This window comes from Pigmentiphaga sp. MLSB6-MA01 (assembly GCF_058793475.1).
Genome location: NZ_JBXAFV010000008.1, coordinates 64496 through 86847 on the forward strand (window position 1 = coordinate 64496; position 22352 = coordinate 86847).

Consider the following 22352-nt stretch of genomic DNA (forward strand, 5'->3'; position numbering starts at 1 on the left):
TCCCACCCATTGCACAGAGACCACGGCTTCATGGGTCATGCCTCGTCCCGCCAGGGCAGCTACCGGATCATCGCGTTGATCGTCGCCAGCGCGTTCTTCATGGAGCAACTGGACTCCACCATCATCTCGACCGCCTTGCCGGCCATGGCGCAGTCCCTGGGCACCGACCCGGTCCGCATGAACTTCGCCATGACCGCCTATCTGTTGAGCCTGGCGGCCTTCATCCCCATCAGCGGCAAGATCGCCGACCGCTTCGGCACGCGCAACACCTTCCGCGGCGCGATCATGCTGTTCGTCGTCAGCTCCGTGCTGTGCGGCCTCGCGCAGAACCTGCCGTGGCTGATAGGCGCGCGGCTGCTGCAGGGCGCCAGCGGCGCGATGATGGTGCCGGTCGGCCGGCTGGTGCTGCTGCGCACGGTGGAAAAATCCCAACTGATCTCGGCCATGTCCTGGGTGCTGTTTCCCGCGATGATAGGCCCGGCCGTCGGGCCCTTGATCGGTGGTTTCCTGACCACCTATCTGTCCTGGCACTGGATCTTCTTCATCAACGTCCCCATCGGACTGGCCGGCATCGCCCTCGCCACCACCTACATCCCCGACATCCGCAGCGACGCGCCGCCCTCGTCGTTCGATTACCTGGGCTTCGTCCTGGCGGCCGCCCTCCTGGCCTGCCTGATCGTGGGCCTGGAAGGACTGGGCCATGGCGGGCTGTCCCCGACCGCGCTGCTCCTGCTGGCCGCGGCGGCCGGCTGCGCGCTGGCCTACGCGTGGCACAGCCGCCGGCACGCCGATCCGGTCCTGGACTTCAGCCTGATGCGCATCCCCACCTTTCGCGTGGCGATGCGCGGCGGCTTCCTGTACCGGGTCGCCTACGGCTCCTTCCCCTTCCTGATGCCGCTGATGCTGCAACTGGGCTTCGGCCTGTCGGCCGCCGAGAGCGGCGCCATCACCTTTGCCGGCGCCGTCGGCGGCCTGGTGATGAAGGCGATCTCGGTGCGCTTCCTGCGGGCCTTCGGCTACCGTCGGGTGATGATCTGGAACGGCCTGCTGTCGGCGATGCTGCTGGGCCTGTGCGGCGCGTTCCGGCCGGAATGGCCGCTGGCGGCGATCTACCTGCTGCTGCTCCTGGGCGGCCTGGCGCGCTCGCTGCAATTCAATGCCTACGGCACCATTGTCTACGCCGACGTGCCGCCACCCCGCATGAGCGCGGCGACCAGCCTGGCCAGCACCAACCAGCAGATGACGGCGGCGCTGGGCATCGGCCTGGCCGCGCTGGTGCTGGACACCTCGATGCGCGCGTTGGGCCACGCGGCCGTGCAACTGACGGACTTCACCCTGGCGTTTGCCGCCATGGGCCTCCTGGGCATGCTGGCCGTGACCCCGTGCCGCGAGCTGGCCCCCAACGCCGGCGCCGAGCTGAGCGGCCACGCACGGAAAACCGGCGGACCAGCCCGGGACTGAGCCGCCGGCGCCTTCGTCCCCCCAAAGAAAAAGGAGCCCGGGGCTCCTTTTTCTTTCTCCAACCCGTTGCGCTCAGGTCGCGTAGCTGCGCAGCCTGGCCGAGAACTCCTCGAGCCGCGCGATGCCGCTTTGCTGGGCGCGGTTGCACCAGTCCTGCAGGTCGCGCAGCAGTTGTTCGCTGGAGGCGCTGGACCGCTCCCAGATGGCGACCAGTTCACGCCGCATCTCGACCAGGATGGCCAGCGAACGATGGTCGGCCAGTACGGTGTTCAGCGCGGACCGGTGCGAATCGGGAAGCGACTCGTCGTCGGCACGATGCAGCAGGGCCTTGGAACGCCGCAGCAGCTTCCACTGCAGGTGGGATTCCTTGGCCGCCTTCAAGCGGGTGATCTCGTCGCGGCAGGCATGCTTGAGCAGGTCGGCATAGCGCGCCATGATCTCGTAGCGGTGCGTGATCACGGCCTGCAAGGTTTCCAGGTCGACCGGCTTGCCATGCGCCAGCCGCACCTTGGGCGCGACCTTCTTGACCTTGGCCAGGCGCAGGATCTCCAGGGCACGGATATAGCCCCAGCCGATGTCGAACTCGTACCACTTGTTGGAGAACCGCGCCGACGATGCGTAGGCGTGGTGGTTGTTGTGCAGTTCCTCGCCGCCGATGACGATGCCCCAGGGGAAGACGTTGCGGCTGGCATCCGGGCTGGCGTAGTTGCGATAACCCCAGAAATGGCCGATGCCGTTGACCACGCCGGCCGCCCAGAACGGGATCCAGATCATCTGCACCGCCCACACGGTCAGGCCGACCGCACCGAACAGCGCGACGTCGATCACCATCATCAGCCCCACGCCCTGCCAGCCGAAGCGGGAATAGACGTTGCGCTCGACCCAGTCGTTGGGCGTGCCGTGGCCGAATTTTTCCAGCGTTTCGCGGTTCTGCGCCTCGTCGCGGTACAGCTCGGCGCCCTGGAAGAACACCTTGCCGATGCCATAGACCATGGGCGAATGGGGATCCCCTTCACGTTCGCAGCGGGCGTGGTGCTTGCGGTGGATGGCCACCCACTCCTTGGTGACCATGCCAGTGGTCAGCCACAGCCAGAAGCGGAAGAAATGCGCCACCGCCGGATGCATGTCCAGCCCACGGTGGGCCTGGCTGCGATGCAGGTAGATCGTGACGCCGAGGATGGTGATATGGGTGACTATCAGGGTGAAGGCGACGATCTGCCACCACGACGCGCCGAGCAGACCATCGGACAAGAAAGAAAGCACAAAATCCATATCACCTCACAGGCAGGCCGGCGGCAATGCCGGCGCGGGAGGCGCCTCGCGCCTCGAAGAAACGAAACTCATCGATCCCGGCCGCCCGTCAGGGCCAGCAGGACCCAGGTCTTAGAAATCGGACGGCGTCGGCAGTTCCCCAGGGGAAACCCGCGGCCGGATGACGAAGAAGCCGGAATCCGGCCCTCTGTCATGCGCCCGACACGATAACGCGAATATTGGGCCGGGACGACTCTTTTCAAAGAGGGGGATAACCCTAACCATAACAGGGTTATCGATCCCCGCCCTCGGGATTATCCGCCGACCCGGCCGCCTCGCCCTGGGCCGGCTCGCCGTCCGGAACCGCGATGTCGTCGCCCAGCCCCGCCGCCTCCGCCTCGGGTTCCGGCAGTTCGACCTCGGCCTCGGCGGCCTGGACAACCGCCGGAGCGTGGCGCCGTTGAAACACCGCGGCAAAGAAACCATCGGTCCCATGCACGTCGGGGCGCAGTTTCAGATAGGGCCCTGGCAGCGACAGCCCTCCGGCCCGATCCGCCAGCAGTTCGGGAGCGGACAGCAGTTCGAATTCGGGATGGGCAGCCAGGAAAGCCTCGACCTGCCCTTCGTTCTCGACCCGCAGGATGCTGCAGGTCGCGTAGACCAGCCGTCCGCCGGGCGCCACGCAGCGCGCCGCCGACGCCAGGATGCTGCGCTGGAGCGCGCACAGGTCGGCCACGCTTTCGGGACTCTGGCGCCATTTCAGGTCGGGATTGCGCCGCAGCGTCCCGGTCCCGCTGCAGGGCGCGTCCACCAGCACCCGGTGCGCCTTGCGCGCTAGGCGCTTGACGCGGGCGTCGTTCTCGCTGGCGATCACCACCGGCACGACGTTGGACAGTCCGCTGCGCGCCAGGCGGGGCTTGAAGCGCGCCAGCCGCGCATGCGAGACATCCAGGGCATACAAGCGTCCGGTCGAACGCATCAATGCCCCCAGCAGCAGCGTCTTGCCGCCGGCGCCGGCGCAGAAATCGATGACCATTTCCCCGCGCCGTGGCGCCACCAGCAGCGCGAGCAACTGGCTGCCCTCGTCCTGGACCTCGATGCTGCCGTCCTCGAAACGTCCCCATCGGGTCAGGGCCGGCCGGCCCTGCAGCCGGATGCCGAACGGCGAATACGGCGTCGGTTCCGCCATGTCGGCCGCTACGCCCGCCCGCAGCTCGGCCAGGATGGTTTCGCGGTCGGCCTTCATGGGATTGATGCGGATATCCAGCGGCGCGGCGCGGTTGAGCGCGGCCAGCAGGCTGTCGCTGTCCTCTTCGATGGCCAGCGCCTCGGACAGCCAGTCGGGAATGCTGAGACGGATCTCGCGCGGCAGCGCCGCCTGGTCGATGGCGGACACGCGGCGCAGCCAGTCCGCCTCGTCGGCGTCGAGCGCCGGCAGGATCCCGTCCCGGCCCAGCGTGGACGCCAGTCCCAGAATGGCCAGGCGGCGCGTGGCCGCGCCCCGTCCGCCCTCGGCCACGTTGCGGTAGCGCCGCAGGTGGCGCAGCACGTCGTAGACGGCCTCGGCCACCATGCCGCGATCGCGCCCGCCGAGCTTGGGGTGCTCGCGGAACCAGCGGGACAGCACCTGGTCGGCCGGACCGGACCATTGCAGGATCTCGCCCAGCGCGGAGCGCACCTGCTCGACGCGCTGCGCCACGGGATTCTTGCCCGCCGGGGCGGCACGGCGCGCCCCGGAACCGGCCTGCTGGCCGCCAGGGCGCCGCGCGCCCTGGGCCGCCGGCCGGGATGAAGAACTGGAACGTTCGGATGTCATGCCTCGTCTCCCCGCGAAACTGCCGCCCCCCGCGGCGCCAGGCCGAACACGCGATCGGCCACGCCGTCCACCGTGACCCTGCCGTCTTCCAGGCCTACCCGCCCGTGCGCCAGCCAGGACGCGACCGCCGGATAGACCACGTGCTCGATGGACAGCACGCGTTCAGCCAGGGCGTCCTCGGTATCGCCTTCGCGCACCGGCACCACGCCCTGGGCGATCACGGGACCATGATCCAGCACCGGCGTGACGAAATGCACGGTGCAGCCGTGCACCCGCACGCCCGCTTCCAGGGCTTGCCTGTGCGTGCCCAGGCCGGGGAACAGCGGCAACAGCGACGGATGGATATTCACCAGCCTGCCCGCATAATGCCGCACGAAATCGTCGGTGAGAATGCGCATGAAACCGGCCAGCAGCACGTAGTCGGGCTCGAAGGCGTCGATTTCGCGCGCCAGCGCGGTGTCGAACGAGGCACGGTCGGGATGGTCGCGATGGGGCACGACCCGAGTGGGGATGCCGTGTCCGGCGGCCCACTGGAGTCCGGATGCCTGGTCGCGGTTGGCGATCACGGCGGCCACCTCGGCGGGCCAGCCTTGTTCGCGGCAGGCCTGCGTGATGGATTGCATGTTGCTGCCGCGGCCGGAAATCAGGATGACGAAACGGCACCGGCGGGCCGGGGAAAAATGAGAGGCTTTCACCGGGGGATTGTATCATCGGGCCAGGGCGCGACCGGGCAGGCGCCGGACGAGCGCTGGCCCGAATCGGCGTCAGCCCGCGGCGGCCTCCTTGCGGGCGGCACGGTTCGTCGCGGTCGCCTGCGGGTCGATCGCGCCATCGGCGCCGAATACGACCCCGTAGTCGCGGATCGCCGCCTCGCGCGACACATAGCCCTGCCGCACGTCCCACTCGACGGCCGGCAGTTCGCGCTCCAGCGGGTCGCCCCAGCCACCGCCGCCGTTGTTGGCGGCGCAGACCCTCGTTCCGGCCGGCACCTGCACCGCCACCCGCGTCCCGCTGATGGGCCGTTCCTCGCCCGGCTTGTGGATTTCGCCGTGGCCGGGCATGCCGTCCTTGCCGCCGAACAGGCCCCAGGGCGGAAACTTGCTGCGGTCGAAATCCAGCGTGGCCATGGCAGGCGTCGGCGTCACCACCTCCATGCGGGTCCCCAGCCCGCCGCGCCAGCGGCCGGCGCCGCCGGAATCGGTCACCAGCTCGAAGCGCCTGACCAGGCCCAGGCCCTCGCTTTCCTCGACCTCGATCGGCACGCGCCGGCAGTCGCCATGCGTGGTGGTGTGCAGCGCGGACTGGCCGTCGCCGCCCCGGTGCGCGCCCCAGCCGCCCAGCGTATTGCCACCGCCCTGCCAGAACTGGCGCGTACCGGCATATCGTGCGCGCACGCGGCCACGTCCGTACTGGGCGTTGTTGCCCGCCGGAATTTCGTTCGGGATGGCCTGCGAGAACGCCTTCAGGATCACGTCGATGATCGTCTTGATCGGCGTCGACCAGAGCCCCATCGCCGCGTCTTCCGACGCGCTGACCAGCGTGCCGGGCTTGAGCGCGATCTTCAGCGGCCGGAACTCGCCCTCGTTGGGCAGCAGGAAAGGCGCCACGGCTCCCTTGAACGCGACCTTGGCCGCGCTCTCGCCGCCACCGGTCGCCCCCGAATTCAACGGCCCGGCCACCTGTGGCGGCATGCCGGTGAGATCGACGGTGATGTCTTCGTCCTCGACCACCAGGGCGACCCGGATAGGCACCGAATCATCGGTGATGCCGTCGCCATCCAGGAAAGATTCGGCATAGTAGCGGCCGTTGGGGATCTGGCGGATCCGCTGGCGCACATAGCGCTCGGACTGGTCCCAGCATTCGTGGATCGCCGCCTCGACCTGGTCCCAGCCGTAGCGCGCGACCAATTCCTCGAAGCGGCGCTTGGCCAGCTGGCAACCCGCGACCTGCGCTTCCAGGTCGCCGAAGGTCTCGTCCGAATGCCGGGTGTTGTAGCGGATGATGCGTTCGAGCTCGACGTCGATCTTGCCGTTCTTGTAGATCTTCGCGTTGCGGAACTGGATGCCTTCCTGGTAGATCTCGGTGGCCGGCCGCGCCTGGAAGCCGCCGCCGACATCGGGCCAGTGCGTACGCAGCGCCGAGAAGGCGATGATGCGCCCGCCGTCGAAAATGGGCGTATACATCACGACGTTGTTCAGGTGCTGGCCGCAGACGCCCGCGTGGTTGTTGATCAGGTAGTCGCCGTCGCTCAGGTCGTCGCCCCACATCGCCACGCCGTCGAGCACGGGAGTGCCCAGGTCGGCCACGAACGAGGGGATGCTGCCGCGCCCCTGGGCGATGGTCTCGCCCTTGGCCGTCACCAGGCCGACGCTGTAGTCCTTGAACTCGCGGATGATGGTGGAAAACGCGGTGCGCGTCAGGTTGGCTTCGGTCTCGTCCATCATCGCCACCAGCGAATAGCGGATGACTTCGAGCGTAATCGGGTCGACGCGGCGCGCACCCGGTACGGCGCGCGGCTTGGGCATGGCGGTCATGCGGGACTCCCGGTTGGAGGTTTCGCGACGATCGGGTTGCCATAGCGCCCGATCTGGGGGATTTCGAACTCGATGCGGTCGCCGGGCCGCAGGAACCAGGAACCGTCCTTCTTCTCCATGCCCGTGCCTTCGCACGTGCCGGAAGCGAACAGATCGCCGGGATAGAGCGTCTGGTCCACCGAGTAGTACTCGATGATGCGGGCGAAGTCGTAGATCATGTCGGCCGTGGTGCCGTCCTGCCGCAACTCGCCGTTGACCCAGGTGCGGATCGCCACGTCGTGCGGATCCAGCGGTTCGTCGGCCGTCACGATCCATGGCCCCATCGACGCGGCGCAATCGAAGTTCTTGTGATGCCGCACCCAGTTCATGTCTTCGAGGTCGCTGTTCTGGTCGCGCGCGCTGTAGTCGCAGAACACCGTGTAGCCGAAGGCGTGGCGCATCGCCTGCTCGCGCGGGATGTCCTTGCCCTGCGTGCCGACGATGAGCGCGATCTCGACCTCGTAGTCCAGCTTGCGGGTGCGCGACGGGTAGACGACCGGCGCGCCGGGCCCGACCACGGTGTCGGCGAACTTGATGAATCCGGCCGGCCGCTTGGGAATCTGGGCACTGGCCGGCATCTGCGGCCGCGTGTCGCCCGCCGCGGCGCGTTCGGCATTGGCTTTCCGCGCCGCCTTGCTGTGCCCGGCGAAGTTGCGGCCCATGCAGATCAGCTTGGAGCCGAGGCTGGGCAGCGGGGCCAGCAATGGCGTGGCCGCCAGGTCCATGACCAGCGGCCCGTCCGCCGTGGCGCGTGGCGCCGGCCCGTCGGCCAGCACGAAGTCCACGGCCGCGTACGCCGCGTCGAGCGCCGCCGGCCCCGCCTTGATGAAATCAAGCAGATCGGCCGGCACCCCGCCCTTGTCGGCCCCCCGCAACTGGACCGAGCGGGCACGGTTCAGATCGACGAGCCGTTCCCCGACGACGGCGGCGATACGGCCGCTTCCGTATTTGGCGATCTTCATGGCAGTTCCCTGCGCCCGTGTCGCGCGGATCTCATTCGCTCCATGTCATCTCCAGCACGTCGTCCTCGAGCAGCCTGACGTCCCACCCCTGCGGCACGTGCGTGGTGGTCGCGTGATCCTCGACCAGGCACGGTCCCGGATAGGACGCGCCACGGGCCATGCCGCCGCGGCGGTGCACGGCATAGGCCTGGAAAGCGCCGGCCTTGGTCGAATAGACCTGGCGCGAGGCGGAGGCCTCGTGCGCGCGCGCCGACGGCACGCTGGCGTCCTGCCCGTCCCCCAGCGCCGCCTGGCAGCTCACGCGCAGCGACACGATCTGCACCGCGATGGGACTGACGTGGCCGTAGCGTTCCGCGTAGATCTGGTCGAAACCGCGCTTGAGCGCCGCCGGGCTCAGGTCGTCCAGCAGCCGCACCTTGACCGTCTGGTCCTGGCCGCGATAGCGCATCTCGGCATAGTTCTCGAACCGCACCTCGCGCGGCGACCCGAGCTTCTCGGCCACGGTGCCGGCCAGGCCCTCCTCGAGCGTGCGCAGCACGCCGGCCAGGCCGGGAACCTCCGCCCCGCCCTCGGGCAGATCGCAGGTCCAGGTACGCGAGGCATCGTAGCGGGCATCGGCGTACAGCATGCCGAACGCCGAGAAATGCGCGGGCATGCTGGGGATCAGCAAGCTGCGGATGCCGAGTTCCTCGGCCAGTTCGGCGGCATGCAGCGGACCGTTGCCGCCGCAGGCCACCAGGGTGAAGTCCCGCGGATCCTTGCCGCGTTCGATCGAGACGCGGCGCAACGCGCCCGACATCGTCACGTTGGCGATCTGGATGATGCCCGCGGCCATCGTGCGGGCGTCGTAGCCCAGTTTCGCGCCCAGGGTCTGGAGCGCCTTCAGCGACAAGTCGCCGTCGATCTTCATCTCACCGCCAAGAAAGCGCGAAGGATCCAGCCGCCCGAGCGCGATGTTGGCGTCGGTGACGGTGGGCTGCTCGTTGCCCAGGCCGTAGGCCGCCGGTCCGGGATAGGCCCCGGCGCTGCGCGGTCCGACGCGCAGCGCGCCCAGTTCGTCGATCGCCGCAATGCTGCCGCCGCCGGCGCCCACCTCGACCATGTCCACCACCGAGGTCTGCAACGGATAGCCGTGCTCGAATCCGTCGACGTAATACAGCGAATCGAAGCTGACCACCCCGTCCTGCACGAGCGCGCTCTTGGCCGTCGTGCCGCCCATGTCGAAGGTGATGAGGTTGCGCCGTCCCAGTTTCTCGCCAAGCTTGATCGCGCCGGCAATGCCGCCGACCGGCCCCGACTCCATCAGCAGCACGGGCAGGCGCTTGACGGTCGCGACGTCGGCCACGCCGCCGTTCGACTCCATCAGGAAGAACCTGCCCTTGAAGCCGCTTTCGCCCAGCAGCGTCTCGAGCTTGCCCAGGTAGGTGCTGACCTTGGGCCCGACGAAGGCATTGAGCACGACGGTGGACGTGCGTTCGTATTCGCGATACTCCTGCGACAGCGTATGCGATGCCGTGACGAACCAGTCGCCGCACTCGGCCGCGATCTCGGCCGCGCGCTGTTCGTGCTCGGGGTTGCGATAGGAGTGCAGGAAGCAGATGGCGATGGCCTCGGCGCCTTTGCGCCTGGCCTCTGCCAGCACCTCGCGCAATTGCGCCTCGTCGAGCGGCACGACCGCCTTGCCGTCGGCGCCCATGCGTTCGTTCGCTTCGAGCCGGAACTCGCGCGGCACGAAGGGTTCATGGCGCTTGAACAGGTAATTGAAAGACTCGGTGCGGTTGCCCCGGCCGATCTCCAGGACATCGCGAAAACCGTCGGTGGTGATCAGGGCCGTCCGCGCCCCCTTCTTTTCCAGGCACGCATTGATGACCAGCGTGGTGCCATGCACGAAAGTCTCGAACTCCTCGGGCGATCTGCCCAGCTTGGCCAGGCAGTCGCGGATGCCGCGCGACGGATCGTCGGGCGTGGTCGACGCCTTGGCGAACCAGCGCTCGCCGGTACGCGGGTCGACCGCGGCCAGGTCGGTGAACGTGCCGCCGATGTCGACGGCGACCCGCAACGACGATGGCATCGCGGATTCGGAAAGTTGGTTCATTGCGGAAATGCTCTCTTCAATCGATCTTGAGGTCTTTCATGCGCGCCAGGTAGTTCTTGCGCGAGGCGTCCAGTTGCTTCGCCAGCTCGGCGCCGCGATAGGGATAAGTCTCCATGCCATTGATGTCGAGGAACTCGTCGGCGAACGCCGGCGCGTTGACGATCCTGGCGGTGTCCTCGGCAAGCTTGTCGACGATCGCCCTGGGCGTGCCCGCGGGCAGGTAGAACGAGAACACCCCGCTCGGACGGTCGAAGGTATAGCCAAGCTCGCCCAGCGTCGGAACATCGGGCAGCAGCTTGGAGCGCTGGTTGCCGGTGTAGGCGATCGTCTTGATGCGGCCCTGCCTGGCCAACGGCAACGCGGTGCTGACCGTGGTCACCGCCATCTGCACCTGGTTGGAAGCCAGCGCCAGCATGAGTTCGTTGCCGCCCTTGTAGGGGATGTGCGAGAACTCGGCATCGATGCTCTTGGCGAAAGCGGCGGCATCGAGATGGGCGACGCTGCCGACCCCCCAGCTTCCGTAATTGAAAGTGCCCGGCTGCTTGTGCGCCAGCGCGGCGAGTTCCTTGACGTTGCTGGCGGCAATGCCGTTGCTGATGGAGACCACCGACCGGACCTGCGCCAGGCCGACTACCGGGATGAAATCCTTGACCGGGTCGAACGGGAGATTCTTCTGCAGCAGCGGCGCGGCCTCCATGTTGTTGGCCGTGCTCATCAGGATGGAATAGCCGTCCGGCTCGGCCTTGGCGACCTGATTGCCGGCGATGCTGCCGGTGGCGCCGGGCCGGTTCTCGACGATGACCGGTTGGCCCCAGGCCTTGGACAGCCGCTCGGCCACGCCGCGCGCCAGCAGGTCCTGCACGCCCGCGGGCGGAACGCCGATGACGATCCGCACCAGGCGGGAGGGATAGGCCTGGGCCGAAGCCACGGCCGGCAGCACGGCCGCCAGCGCGGCCAGGGCGAACAACGCTCTGCGAGGACTCATGGAATGTCTCCTGGTGCGCCGTCTACGTGCGGCCATGGGTATGGGGCAGATAGTCGGCGAATCCGCGGGTTGATTCAATCGGGTCTTTTGGAAATAATTGTTCCATCCACGGCACAATCCAGGAGCACCGATGAAACCCGAACTGCTACGCAATGTCGCGGTATTCGTCGAAGTCGCCAAGGCCAGGAGTTTCACCAAGGCGGCGACCGCGCTGGACCTGCCCAAGTCCACCGTCTCGCGGCGCATCCGCGAGCTGGAGCGGGACGTGGGGCTGCGCCTGCTCAAGCGCTCCACGCGCATCGTCCAGTTGACCGAGGAAGGCATGAACTATTTCGCGTCGTGCCGCGCGCTGCTCGAAGGACTGGAAGCCACCCACGACGAATTGCTCAGCGCCCGGCATCGCGTACAGGGACACCTGCGCGTGGCGATCCCCACCAGCTTCGCCTTGCGCCTGATCGACAACCTGCCCGCGTTCGCCGCGAAACACCCGGAACTGCACATGGATTTCGACTTCACCATGCGGCCGGTCGATCCCATCAGCGAAAACTGCGACATCGCGATCTGCTTCGGCGAACCGGCCGACTCCGGCCTGACGGCCAGGAAGCTCGCCGACATCCCGATGTATGTCTACGCATCGCCGGCCTATCTGGCGGCGCACGGCGAACCGGCCGCGCCGGCGGACCTGTCGGCGCACACCTGCGTGCTGGGCACCCGCATCGACCACGTCGGCAACCAGGGCGTCTGGCGGCTGCGCAGCGGCCGCCGGCGCGCCGAGGTCGTGGTCGGCGGCACCATGTCGTTCAACAGCGTCGGCATCATCCGCCACGTGGTGCAGGCCGGTGGCGGTCTCGCCATCCTTCCCGAGGAACTGTGCCGGCAGGACGTGCGCGAAGGCCGCCTGGTGCGCGTGCTGGACGACTGGAGCGCCCCGCCGGTGTCCGCCTACGCGCTGACGGCGACGCGGCTGATGCCCGCCAAGACCCGCGCCTTCCTCGACTTCGTTTCGGCGAACCTGTAACGGCACGCCAGGGGAACGATGCCGATGCGAAAACTCGTCACCGCCACGAGAATCCTCTACGATACGTGGCTTTCCCCATCACGCCCGATCCGGCGCTTCCCCTCATGACGCAGGCGTGGAACGAAATCAGGCTGGACGCCTCCCTGACCTACCAGATCGCCAGGACACACGCCTCGATCCGGCGCGTCATGGAAAGCATCTGCAAGCAGCATGCCGGACTCAACGTCAACCAATGGAAGCTCCTGGCCATCGTCGCCAAGTTCCAGCCCGCCCGCATGGCGGACCTGACCCGCTGGGTGACGTTCGACCGCGCCTTCATCTCTCGGGCTGCCCAGGAACTGGAAAAACGCGGCTTGATCGAACGCGTGGCCGAAGAACGGGACAAGCGGCTCGCCATCCTGAAGCTGTCCGACGACGGCGCGCGCGTCTACCGGCTGGTCGCCGCCGAACTCGACCGGGTGCAGGCCGCGGCCTTCGCCGGCTACAAGCAGCGGGACGTCTCGCTGTTCTTCCTGATGCTCAACACCCTGGACGAGCGCCTGGACGCCTACCAGGCCGTCCGGGCCTCGCTGGAAGGGCCACAGCCCGATGCCGCGCCACCCCGCCCCGCCCCTCGCAGGCGGGCCGCCCGGAACGAGTAGCGGCGGCCACCGTCCCCGTCAGTCCGCCCTGGCGAGCCTGGCGTCGATGACCTCCATGCCGCAGTCCTTCAACAGGCCATGGATGGTGTCGATCTCGACCTGTTTGGGGCGGGGCAGCGGCGGCCGCATCCGGTAGTGGGGAATGACGCCATGCAGCCACGTGGCGAGCTTGTAGCGCAGGTGCAGCCGCGCGTAGTCCGAATAGATGTACTCGTGCAGCGCCAGCAATCCGCCCTCGCGCCAGATCCGGCGCTCGCCTTCCCGGTCCCCCGCCTCGTGGCAGTCGATGTGCTGCATCATCGGCTCCAGGGCATAGTTCCATGACCCCGACACCGAGCCATCCAGCAGATCGTGCGAAAGGAACTCGTGGAACAGGTGGCCCGAGGCCGCCATGATGGATACCGGCCGCTCCAGTTCGCGCAGCATCCGCCACATCCGGCGCATCCCTTCATAGTTGTAGGTCATCTTCCAGCCGATGACGTTGGGCACGCGCTCGCAGATGAGCCGCGCCGTCTCCCCGGGGATGCCGATGCCCCACTGGGGTGAACGGGCCGTGACCGGGTGCGTGATGATCGGCAGGTCCACCGCGGCGTCGATAGCCTGGATCTGGTCGAGCCAGTACTCGGGATAGCGCACCGGGTCCCAGCTGATCAGGAGATCCCCGGTGCCGATCGGCGGCATCAGGAACACCCCGCTCGCGCCGCACGCCTTGGCGATCCCGGCCTCCCTGACGCAGCCCGCGGTCGTCATGTCGAACACCCCGGCAATCACGGGAAAAGCGCCTCCCACCTCCTCCAGCGTGATCTCGAGGACCCGGCGTTTCTCGGCCGGGGTCAGGTAGTAGATCTCGCCCGCGTCGGGATTGGCGATGATGCCGCCCCGCTCGCGAAAGCGGGGATGGCCGGCGAAGTAGCGCACGAGACGGCGCAGGGCCGCCTCGTCCAGCTCTCCCTGCGGGTTCCAGGGAACCACCATGGTGGTGTAGTGCCGTGTTGCCAACGCGGGAAGTTCGAGGGTCACGATCGATTCTCCAGAATGGCGACGCGCGGAGGATCCGCACTGCATCGGTCATTCATGATATCAACCAATAAATTTGTATTCTACAAAAACATTCCAACCCTCAAACTGATGACGAAGACGAACAATAAGACATAGTAATTTATTTAAAATCAATCAATTAAACAAAAACAAGACTTCATTTACTGGTCTCTACACCATCAGAAAAATTGAACAATTCAACATAAATTTGTTGACGAATACCATTTACAACCAGAGAATCAGGCATCCCACGAGATCATCCGCTCCCCCCTCACCTGCACAGGCGGCCCCCATGAAACGCTACGCAGTCTGGATTCCGGCCCTGGTTCTCATGCTTGTCTGCGGCGCCCCGCTCAGGGCCGCCGACTATCCCGACAAGCCGGTACGCATCGTCGTGCCCTACCCTCCTGGCGGCACCGTCGACCAGCTCGCGCGGCTGCTGGCCCAGCAGTTGTCCAGCCAGGCCGGCGTGGCGTTCATCGTGGACAACCGCGCGGGCGCAAGCGGCGTGATCGGCAGCCACCATGTCGCGCAGTCGCCGCCCGACGGCCTGACACTGCTGCTGCAGGCCACCACGTTCGTGATCAATCCGCTCATCACGACCAACAGCCCCTACGACGTCCGGAAAGACTTCACGCCGGTTTCCTACCTGGGATCCACGCCCATGCTGGTGGTGGCCAATCCATCCATGCCGGTCGACGATTTCAGCGGCTTCGCCCGCCTGCTGCGGGACAACCCCGGCAAGCACTCGCTGGGAGCGCCGGCCGTGGGCGCGCTGGGCCACCTGGCCGAGGAAGCCATCCGGCGGGAAGCCGGGCTCGACTTCCTGATCGTGCCCTACAAGGGCACGGCCCCCATGCTCAACGACGTCGCGGGCAACCACGTCTCGGCCGGAATCGAGGCCATGCCGGCCCTGATCCCCCTGGTCCGGGCGGGCAAGCTGAAGGCCCTGGCGGTCACCAGCGGACAGCGGGTCCCGCAATTGCCCGGCGTCCCCACCGTGGCCGAGTCCGGGCTGCCCGGGTTCGACATGGTGTCCTGGTACGGGCTGTGGGCGCCCGCGGGACTCCCGCCGGCCATCCTGCAACGCCTGTCAGCGCTGGTCACCCAAGCCCTGCGCGCACCCCAGATCGTCCAGCCCATGGCCGAACAGGGGCTCCAGATACAGGCATCCACCCCCCAGGCCCTGGGCGCCCGCGTGCAGGCCGAGACGACCCGGTACCAGGCGCTGGTCAAGGCCGCGAACATCCGGGTCGACTAGGGCCGCGAGGGTCGGTCCGAAGGAATGCCGGCCGCGGCGATTGTCTCCACCATGCTTGCCAGGGAGTCGAACACGCCGACGCCGGCGCCTTCCAACGCCGCCTTCTTGGCCCGGAAGGTACCGTGGCTGCCATGTACCAGCGCGCCCGCATGCCCCATCGCGACACCTTCCGGCGCCGTGCGGCCGGCGATGAGCGCATAGACCGGCTTGGCAAAGCCATGGTTCAGCAGGGCCGCCGCAAGCTCCTCTTCTTCATGCCCGCCGATTTCGCCGATGATCAGCAGGCTGTCCGTGCCTTCGTCCGCGGCGTAGAACGGCACCAGGTCGGCATAGCGCAGGCCCTTCACCGGATCGCCGCCCACCCCTACCCATACCGAGGTTCCCACGCCGCGCTGGGCAAGCCGGTAGCCGGCCTCGTACGACAGCGTGCCGGACTTCGACATCAGCCCCAGCCGGCCCGGCAGCAGCGAGGCATCAGGCAGGAAACCGAGCTTGGCCTCACCCGCGACGGCGATGCCCGGCGTCGACGCGCCTATCCACAGGACACCCGCCGCGGCCGCCAACTGCCTGGCGCGCAATGCATCGTGCACCGGCAGGCCTTCGGTAGGCGTCACCAGATAGCGGATGCCGCTGGCTACCATGTCCTCGATCGCGTTCAGCAGGTGATAGGCCCCGACAAACGCCACGCAGGTGCTGGCGCCGGTCGCCGCCACGGCGCTCCGGCAGTCGGCGAACAGCGGGATGCCGTCGACCTCGTCGGCCGTTGGCCGGGACGACACTCCCGCGACGATGCGCGTACCGTAGCGGCGCATCAAGCGGGTGTGCATGCTGCCCGCGCGCCCCGACATGCCGTAGACGATGATGGGGGTACGATGGTCTATGCGTGGATTGATCAGCATGATTCGAGATGTCTGCGCAGATGTGCGATGGCCGGATCGAGTTCGGTATAGATGGGGATGCCCGCCTGCGCGAGCAGGACTTGCGCGGCCTCCAGGTTGGTGCCGACCAGCCTGGCGACCATCGGCACCCGCAGCGCGGGCGCCTGCCGGAGCGCATCGAGCAACAGCGCGGCGAACTCGCCCAGATCGGTAATCCCGGCGAATATATTGATCAGGACGGCCTTCACCGACGGTGCCGCGCCGAGCCATCCCAGCACCGACACGAGGCGCGTCGGATCGCCACGGAAGCCGCCCGTGCGGATGTCGAGAAAGTTGTAAGGACGCAGCCCGTCGGCGCGCAGCTCGTCGATCAGCATCATGGAAAGACCCGCGCCGGTGGTCAGCAGGCCGATCTGCCCTTCGGGATCGACGACGACGTAGTCAAAGCCATGCTCCTGCTTGAGCCAGGCCTCGGGGTAGGCCGCGGCGCGGGCGGCCAGCAACTGCTGCAACCCCGGCTGGCGGGCAAGCGCGTTGTCATCGGTCACGATCTTGGCGTCGGCGGCGACCCAACCGCCGTCCGCCATGACGAACAACGGATTGATCTCGACCAACAACGCTTCGCTCTGGAAAAACAGCGCCGCCAGCTTTCGCGCCGCCTGCGTCAGCGCCGCGGCCGTGGCGGCCGCCATGCCCCGGACCAGCCGCTCGACGCAGGCAACGACCGCCGGTGCGTCGGCAGCCACCGTTTCCGAGCGCAGGTCCCGCGGCGCAACGGACTCGATCTCCATGCCTCCCTGCTCCGAGACGATCACCCTCACGCCGCCCGCCGCGGCGTCCACCATCAAGGCGATATAGACCTCGGCCGCAGCGGCGACCTGTCGTTCGACGCGCACGGCCTCGACCCGCTTGCCCTTGAGCAAGGTGCCGAACATCGCTTCGCTCAAGCGCGCCACCTCCTCCACCGTCGCCGCCTTCCTGACCAACCCCGCCTTGCCCCGGCCGCCCGCGGCGACCTGCCCCTTGACCATCCACGGACCATCGGGGAGCGAGGACAAATCCAGGGTGCCCCCCAGCTCCAGCAACACGCCGGGCGGCACGTTCACCGACGACGACTCGAGCAGCCACTTGGCGTCATGCTCCAGGAGATACATTCAATCCGCCCTCATGCCAGAGATTTTGACAACCCGGCCCCATTTCCCGGACTCGGCCCGCATGAACTCGCCGAACTGTTCCGGCGTGGTTCCCGCCGGCACCGCGCCCTCGGCCCGGAGCTTTTCGACGACCTCTTTCTGGTTCAGCGCCTTGACGAACTCGTCATGCAGACGGTCGATGATGGGACGCGGCGTGCCGGCCGGCACGACGATGCTATACCAGGCGCTGACCTCGAAATTGTTCAGGCCGGCCTCGGCGGCGGTCGGGACGTCGGGATACACGGAGGACCGCGTCGCGCTGGTCACCGCCAATGCCCGCAACATGTTGGCCTTCACGTTGCTCCCGACCGACGGCAGGGTCTGGAAAGACAGTTGTACCTGGCCAGAGATCAAGTCCGTCACGGCGGGCGCCGCGCCCTTGTAGGGAACATGGACGATGTCGGTCCCCGCCTCGATGTTGAACAATGCTCCGGCAAGATGGTTCGACGATCCGACTCCCGCCGACGAATAGCTCAGCTTGCCGGGCTGCCGGCGAGCCAGGGCGACCAGGTCCTGCAACGTCTGCACCGGGAGTTTCGGATTGACCACCACCAGCAGCGGCGCGGTCGCCAGCAGCGTGACCGGCGCCAGGTCGCGCATCGGATCGAACGACAACTTGTATAGATAGGGATTGACCGCCATCGGGCCAACGTTTCCCATCAGGATCGTATAGCCGTCAGGCGCGGCGCGCACGACGTAGTCGCTGGCAATGTTGCCCGCGGCCCCTGGACGATTGTCCACGATGACGGGCTGGCCCAGGCCCTGGGAAATCTTGTCCGCGAACACCCGGGCCAGCGAATCGGTGCCGCCGCCTGGCGCGTAGCCCACCACCAGGCGTATGGGCCGGCTCGGATAGGCCTGGGCCGCGGCTTCGAAAGACGCCGCGCAGAGCAGGCCCGGCAACAGCACGGACAGCAGTTTGGTCATATCCATGACGTCATCCCCTCGTTGTGGGCGTGTTGTGCTTGCGGTCCATGAATGCCTGCATCATGCGCCTCGGTTCATCGGTATCCCGCGCGGCCACGCAGGCGCGGATGCCCTGCCAGATGCCGTCGGTGACCGACATCCGTTCCCAATCGCGCGTCAGCGGCTTTTGCAGCCGGATGGCACGCGCGCCCCCCAGCAGGATGGAACCCACCATTTTTTCGACGGCCGAGTCCAGGTCCGGGGATGTGGTCAATCTCTGCAGGAAGCCGATCCGATAGGCCTCCTGGGCGTCGATGATGTCGCCGGTAAAGACCAGCTCCATGGTCTTGCCCCAGCCGATCAAGGCGGGCAGGAGATTTGCCTCCATCCCCGAGGGAATGCCGACGCGGACTTCCGGCATGCCGAATTTCGACGTATCGACACCGATGCGCATGTCGCAGGCCGCCGCCAACTCCATCCCGAACCCCAGGCACCAGCCGTTGACGCGGGCGATCACCGGGACCGGGAGCGCCCGGATCGATTCGTTGGCGACATGGGTCAGCGTGTGTTCCCGCAGCGCCTCGTCGGCGCCGAGATCTCTCATCTCGGCAATGTCGGCGCCCGCGATGAACGACTTATCGCCTGCGCCGGTAATCACCACCACCCTCAGCCCATCATCCTTGGCCAGCCGCCGAAAGGTTTCGGCGATCGCGGTCTTGCCCGGCATGCCCAGGGTGTTTCGCCGCTCTGGATTGTTTACCGTGACATAGGCGACACGGCCGGCGGCACCGCGATCGTCGATGCGGGTCTGAATAATGTCATTCGATGTAGTCATGCTCTTCCTGGACGTTCGACAGAAAACTCGGCAAGCGGGGCGATACGTTCACCGCCCCCTGAAAACGGGTTCACGGCGCTCCTTCATGGCGATCACGCCCTCGCGATAGTCGTCGGTCCGCCGCAGCGCATCCTGCACTTCCCGTTCCCTGGCCATCGTCTCGACGCATTGCAGGTGGAAATCGCCGCGCAGGCTTGCCCGGGTCTCCTGCACCGCGGCCGGTCCGGAGCGGGCGATCTCGGCGGCCATCTGCCGTGCCGCCTCCAGCAGCGCGTCGGCCGGCACCAGCCGGTCGATCAACCCCATGCGCAGGGCGTCGTCGCCACTCACGCGAGCCCCGGAATAGAACATCCATGCGGCATGCTGCACGCCGACCAATCGCGGCAGCGTGTACGTCAGGCCGAAACCCGGGTGATAACCCTGGCGCGCGAAATTGGCGCTGAACCGGGCCTGCGGGCAGGCGACGCGGAAATCGGCCAACAGCGCCAAACCCAATCCCGCGCCGACCGCGGCCCCCTGGACCGCCGCCACCAACGGCTTGCGCAGGCCCGCCAGCCGGCCGCCATGGTCGTACAAATGCGGACGGTGCCGGCAGGTGTCCGCCGCCTGGATGTCGCCCCGCGCCAGGCGTCCCGCCAGATCGGCACCCGCGCAGAAGTGTTTGCCTTCCGCGGCAAGAACGACGCAGCGGCAGGCGGGATCGCGATCGAGCGATTCGAGTGCGTCCGCCAGTTGGCCGGCCAGGCTCTCGTCAATGAAATTGTTCGGGGGCCGGCACATCGTCAACGTGGACACGTGGCTGTCGCGCGTGATCGAAATTTCTTGGCTCATGTTGAACGGGCCCCCGGACCCCGGGGTGAGATATAGTACGAAGCGCAATGTATCGGGCCGATACCCCTGCATTCAAACGAGTTTTTGGCCGGGCAGCCCGAACTCTGCTCATGCGCCGGCGCATGCCCCCACGCCCGCGCACACCGTCGCTTCGCAAACGCGCCCCGCGAATGCCCAAGGGCGCGCGATCCAACAGGAATCGAGATGGACGAATCGCGCATGCCAAAAACCCGCCGCCGCCTGCCGCCCCTGAACCCCCTGCGGGCGTTCGAGGCGACCGCCAGGCATCTGAGCTTCACCAAGGCGGCCGAAGAGCTCTCGGTCACGCAAGGCGCGGTCAGCCGCTCGGTCAGCACGCTCGAGGAATACCTGGGCTTTCCCCTGTTCGAGCGCCTGCCCGGCAGCCTGGCGATCGATCGCGTCAACCAACAGTTCGCGCATGCGGTCACCGATGCGTTCGCGCGTCTGGGCGACGCGCTCGACGACCTGGTCGAGCAGCGCACCCACACGACGTTGGCGGTGCGCGCCTATACGGCCTTCATGATCCACTGGCTGATTCCGCACCTGCCGCGCTTTCACCTGCTGCACCCCGAGATCGAGGTGCGCCTGATCGCCGCCAATGAGCGCGTCCGTTTCGAACACGATTTCGCCGACGTACGCATCCGCTACGGCCACGGCAAGTGGCGCAATGTCCATAGCGTCCCGCTGCTGCCCGACGAACTCATACCGGTTTGCAGCCCGCAGTTGCTCGGCAGTGGCCGGTCGGGGGTCGACGTTTTGCGCGGCGCCCCGCTGCTGCACCACAGCATGCGACGCCACGACTGGTCGGACTGGCTGGAGAGCGCCGGTGTCCATTGCTTTACGCCGGACAAGGAGCGCTATTTCGAAGAAGCGAGCGTCATGGTCGAAGCCGCGCTTGCCGGCATGGGCATCGCCATCACGCAGCGGGCTTTCGTGCATGACGAGCTGCGCAACGGCCGGCTGGTCATGCCATTCGATCACGTATTGCGGCGCAATGCCGGCTACTACGCGACGTACCAGGACTCAGGCGACCAATCGCCGGCCGTCATCGCGTTCTGCGACTGGCTGCAAGAGATCACTTCCAGCGGCCGTGTGGCCAGCCCGGCCGCGCTGTCCTGAAACGCCCCTTCCCCACCGAAGCGGCGGGGAGACTTTCGCCATGAGGCGTCTCCCCCGGGCGGCCGCCGCTCCCTACGGCCTCCCGCCGGGCGGCGGCGCCAGCACGCCGACATCGGCCGCCCGCGGCAAGTCGCGCACCTGATCGACCAGCCGGTCGAGCTCTGGCGGCGCATATCGCCGCGCCAGTTCCGCCCGGGCGCGCGCCACGTGATCCTCTTGCGAATACGGCCGAGATACCGAGCCCTTCGGCGCGGCGACAAAGCCGCTGAGGCGCCGGCCGTCGCGCAGCGCCAGCGTCAGGCGCGCCCCGACCGATTCGGCGGTACTGGCATGTTCGACCTTTTCATCGATCACGCACGCGACCTTGGCGGCCAGGCCCATCACGATGGGATCTTCCAGTCCGGCCTCGAAATCATCGACGTTCAGCGCATACACCTCGCTGCGGATCTGCTTGCGGATCGCCAGCGCCACGCTGAACGGCGCGCTCATCTGCGCGCCTTGCAGGCTGGCCGGCGCATTGCCGGTCAGCCTGCCCTGGATGACGCGCGGAATGCCCAGCGTGATGGCCTCGATGTCGCCGGCCACGAGATCGTGCTCACGGCACAGGTCGACCGCCGCCTCGACCGCCGCCAACACGCGTGCGCTGCAGGCATGCGGCTTGATCGACACCTCGGTCATCCGGTAGAAAGAGCCCAGCCGGTCGGACAACGGTGCGAAATCGACCTGATCGGCATACGCGCGGGCAAAGCCATCCTGCCCTTCCAGGATGTCCACCGGCCCCGAAAAACCGGCCTCGGCCAGCAAGGCGGCATGCACGCCGGAACGCGCGGCCTGGGCGGCATGAATGCGCTTGACCGTCGATCCCGAATGGAAAAACTGCACCAGTCCGCCGCTGAACGACGCGGCCAGCCCCATCGTCTCGGCGATGCGGCGCGCATCGCCGGGGAACAGCAATGCCGCCGCCGCGACCGCGGAGCCGAATACGCCGCAGGTCGCCGTGCTCTGGAAGCCTCGCTTGAAATGGCTGGGCTGGATGCACAGCGCGACGCGGATCATCGCCTCGTAGCCCGCGGCCACCGCCGCCAGAACCCGGTCCCCCGCGAGCCCCCGGCTCTGGCCGATGGCCAGAGCCGCCGAAAAGACGATACAGCCAGGATGCAGCATCGCACCGACGTGGGTATCGTCGGCATCGATGCTTCCTGCATAGACCGTGTTCAGGAAAGCCGCGCTGGCCGGGTCCGTGCGGCCGTCGGAAAACAACAACGGCGCCGCGCCCGGGCCACCGGTCTGCCTGACGTAATCGCGCGCCCACCGGCTCCAGGACATGCGCTCGCCCAGCGAGGCGACACGCAGGTAATCGAGCGCGAACTCGAACAGGGCGGACTGCGACGACGCCGGCAGCCGCTCATAGGTCAGCGCGGCCGCGAATGATGCCAATTCCATGGTCGGGGTCGGTTTCTTCATGATC

The 22352-nt window shown here is 67.4% G+C and carries 19 protein-coding genes; 5 read left to right on the forward strand and 14 right to left on the reverse strand.

Features of this window, described 5'->3' with window-relative positions; all coding sequences use genetic code 11:
• The first annotated feature begins 30 nt into the window (after nt 1–30).
• Nucleotides 31–1461: an MFS transporter gene (locus AC1Q6E_RS14565; RefSeq protein ID WP_152797421.1), complete on the forward strand. Its 1431-nt coding sequence runs from the start codon at nt 31–33 to the stop codon at nt 1459–1461.
• A gap of 72 nt (nt 1462–1533) precedes the next feature.
• On the opposite strand, the gene AC1Q6E_RS14570 is transcribed toward AC1Q6E_RS14565, so the two are convergent.
• The 7 genes from AC1Q6E_RS14570 to AC1Q6E_RS14600 all read right to left on the reverse strand — a co-directional run bounded on the left by AC1Q6E_RS14570 (nt 1534) and on the right by AC1Q6E_RS14600 (nt 11143).
• The gene (locus AC1Q6E_RS14570; protein WP_152797422.1) at nt 1534–2733 is read right to left on the reverse strand and encodes a DesA family fatty acid desaturase; all 1200 of its coding nucleotides are present in this window, start codon (nt 2731–2733) and stop codon (nt 1534–1536) included.
• Nucleotides 2734–3004: 271 nt separating this feature from the next.
• Nucleotides 3005–4528 carry an RsmB/NOP family class I SAM-dependent RNA methyltransferase gene (locus AC1Q6E_RS14575; RefSeq protein WP_492572995.1) on the reverse strand — a complete coding sequence of 508 codons (1524 nt, stop codon included), beginning with the start codon at nt 4526–4528 and terminating at the stop codon, nt 3005–3007.
• Nucleotides 4525–5151 carry a phosphoribosylglycinamide formyltransferase gene (gene purN / locus AC1Q6E_RS14580; RefSeq protein WP_492573069.1) on the reverse strand — a complete coding sequence of 209 codons (627 nt, stop codon included), beginning with the start codon at nt 5149–5151 and terminating at the stop codon, nt 4525–4527. Before purN ends, AC1Q6E_RS14575 begins: the two co-directional genes overlap by 4 nt.
• Nucleotides 5152–5292: 141 nt before the next feature.
• On the reverse strand, nt 5293–7062 hold the full coding sequence (locus AC1Q6E_RS14585; RefSeq protein WP_492572996.1) for a hydantoinase B/oxoprolinase family protein: 1770 nt from the start codon (nt 7060–7062) through the stop codon (nt 5293–5295).
• Complete coding sequence (locus AC1Q6E_RS14590) at nt 7059–8063, reverse strand: fumarylacetoacetate hydrolase family protein (RefSeq protein WP_492572997.1); 1005 nt, start codon at nt 8061–8063, stop codon at nt 7059–7061. The genes AC1Q6E_RS14585 and AC1Q6E_RS14590 overlap by 4 nt, the downstream gene beginning before the upstream one ends.
• Before the next feature lie 31 nt (nt 8064–8094).
• Nucleotides 8095–10158: a hydantoinase/oxoprolinase family protein gene (locus AC1Q6E_RS14595; protein WP_152797426.1), complete on the reverse strand. Its 2064-nt coding sequence runs from the start codon at nt 10156–10158 to the stop codon at nt 8095–8097.
• A 16-nt stretch (nt 10159–10174) separates the two neighbouring features.
• Nucleotides 10175–11143, reverse strand: a complete 969-nt coding sequence (locus AC1Q6E_RS14600; RefSeq protein ID WP_296557633.1) for a Bug family tripartite tricarboxylate transporter substrate binding protein — start codon at nt 11141–11143, stop codon at nt 10175–10177.
• Nucleotides 11144–11273: 130 nt separating this feature from the next.
• On the opposite strand from AC1Q6E_RS14600, the gene AC1Q6E_RS14605 reads away from it, so the two are divergent.
• Together AC1Q6E_RS14605 and AC1Q6E_RS14610 are read left to right on the forward strand one after the other, a co-directional pair.
• Entirely contained in the window at nt 11274–12161 is an 888-nt protein-coding gene (locus tag AC1Q6E_RS14605; protein ID WP_152797428.1) for a LysR family transcriptional regulator, read from the forward strand.
• Between the two features lie 65 nt (nt 12162–12226).
• Nucleotides 12227–12802, forward strand: a complete 576-nt coding sequence (locus AC1Q6E_RS14610; RefSeq protein ID WP_492572998.1) for a MarR family winged helix-turn-helix transcriptional regulator — start codon at nt 12227–12229, stop codon at nt 12800–12802.
• A gap of 18 nt (nt 12803–12820) precedes the next feature.
• On the opposite strand, the gene AC1Q6E_RS14615 is transcribed toward AC1Q6E_RS14610, so the two are convergent.
• A complete protein-coding gene (locus AC1Q6E_RS14615; RefSeq protein ID WP_492572999.1) occupies nt 12821–13822 on the reverse strand; it encodes a dihydrodipicolinate synthase family protein in 1002 nt (333 codons plus the stop codon).
• 310 nt (nt 13823–14132) lie between these two features.
• On the opposite strand from AC1Q6E_RS14615, the gene AC1Q6E_RS14620 reads away from it, so the two are divergent.
• The gene (locus AC1Q6E_RS14620; protein ID WP_492573000.1) at nt 14133–15101 is read left to right on the forward strand and encodes a Bug family tripartite tricarboxylate transporter substrate binding protein; all 969 of its coding nucleotides are present in this window, start codon (nt 14133–14135) and stop codon (nt 15099–15101) included.
• On the opposite strand, the gene AC1Q6E_RS14625 is transcribed toward AC1Q6E_RS14620, so the two are convergent.
• From AC1Q6E_RS14625 to AC1Q6E_RS14645, 5 genes are read right to left on the reverse strand one after another with little or no spacing between them, the layout of a single operon-like run.
• A complete protein-coding gene (locus AC1Q6E_RS14625) occupies nt 15098–16000 on the reverse strand; it encodes a succinate--CoA ligase subunit alpha (protein WP_492573001.1) in 903 nt (300 codons plus the stop codon). The two genes, AC1Q6E_RS14620 and AC1Q6E_RS14625, sit on opposite strands and share 4 nt — an antisense overlap.
• The gene (locus AC1Q6E_RS14630) at nt 15994–17133 is read right to left on the reverse strand and encodes an ATP-grasp domain-containing protein (protein ID WP_152797433.1); all 1140 of its coding nucleotides are present in this window, start codon (nt 17131–17133) and stop codon (nt 15994–15996) included. The genes AC1Q6E_RS14625 and AC1Q6E_RS14630 overlap by 7 nt, the downstream gene beginning before the upstream one ends.
• Nucleotides 17134–18105, reverse strand: a complete 972-nt coding sequence (locus AC1Q6E_RS14635) for a Bug family tripartite tricarboxylate transporter substrate binding protein (RefSeq protein ID WP_492573002.1) — start codon at nt 18103–18105, stop codon at nt 17134–17136.
• A gap of 4 nt (nt 18106–18109) precedes the next feature.
• The gene (locus tag AC1Q6E_RS14640) at nt 18110–18913 is read right to left on the reverse strand and encodes an enoyl-CoA hydratase-related protein (RefSeq protein WP_492573003.1); all 804 of its coding nucleotides are present in this window, start codon (nt 18911–18913) and stop codon (nt 18110–18112) included.
• A 48-nt stretch (nt 18914–18961) separates the two neighbouring features.
• Nucleotides 18962–19744 (reverse strand): enoyl-CoA hydratase/isomerase family protein, encoded by a 783-nt coding sequence (locus AC1Q6E_RS14645; protein ID WP_492573004.1) that lies wholly within the window; start codon nt 19742–19744, stop codon nt 18962–18964.
• A 219-nt stretch (nt 19745–19963) separates the two neighbouring features.
• Between AC1Q6E_RS14645 and gcvA the strand changes: the two genes are divergently transcribed.
• Complete coding sequence (gene gcvA, locus AC1Q6E_RS14650) at nt 19964–20884, forward strand: transcriptional regulator GcvA (RefSeq protein WP_492573005.1); 921 nt, start codon at nt 19964–19966, stop codon at nt 20882–20884.
• Nucleotides 20885–20956: 72 nt separating this feature from the next.
• Here the strand turns inward: gcvA and AC1Q6E_RS14655 are convergent, their stop codons facing one another.
• Nucleotides 20957–22348: an MmgE/PrpD family protein gene (locus AC1Q6E_RS14655; protein WP_492573006.1), complete on the reverse strand. Its 1392-nt coding sequence runs from the start codon at nt 22346–22348 to the stop codon at nt 20957–20959.
• Nucleotides 22349–22352: the final 4 nt, after the last annotated feature.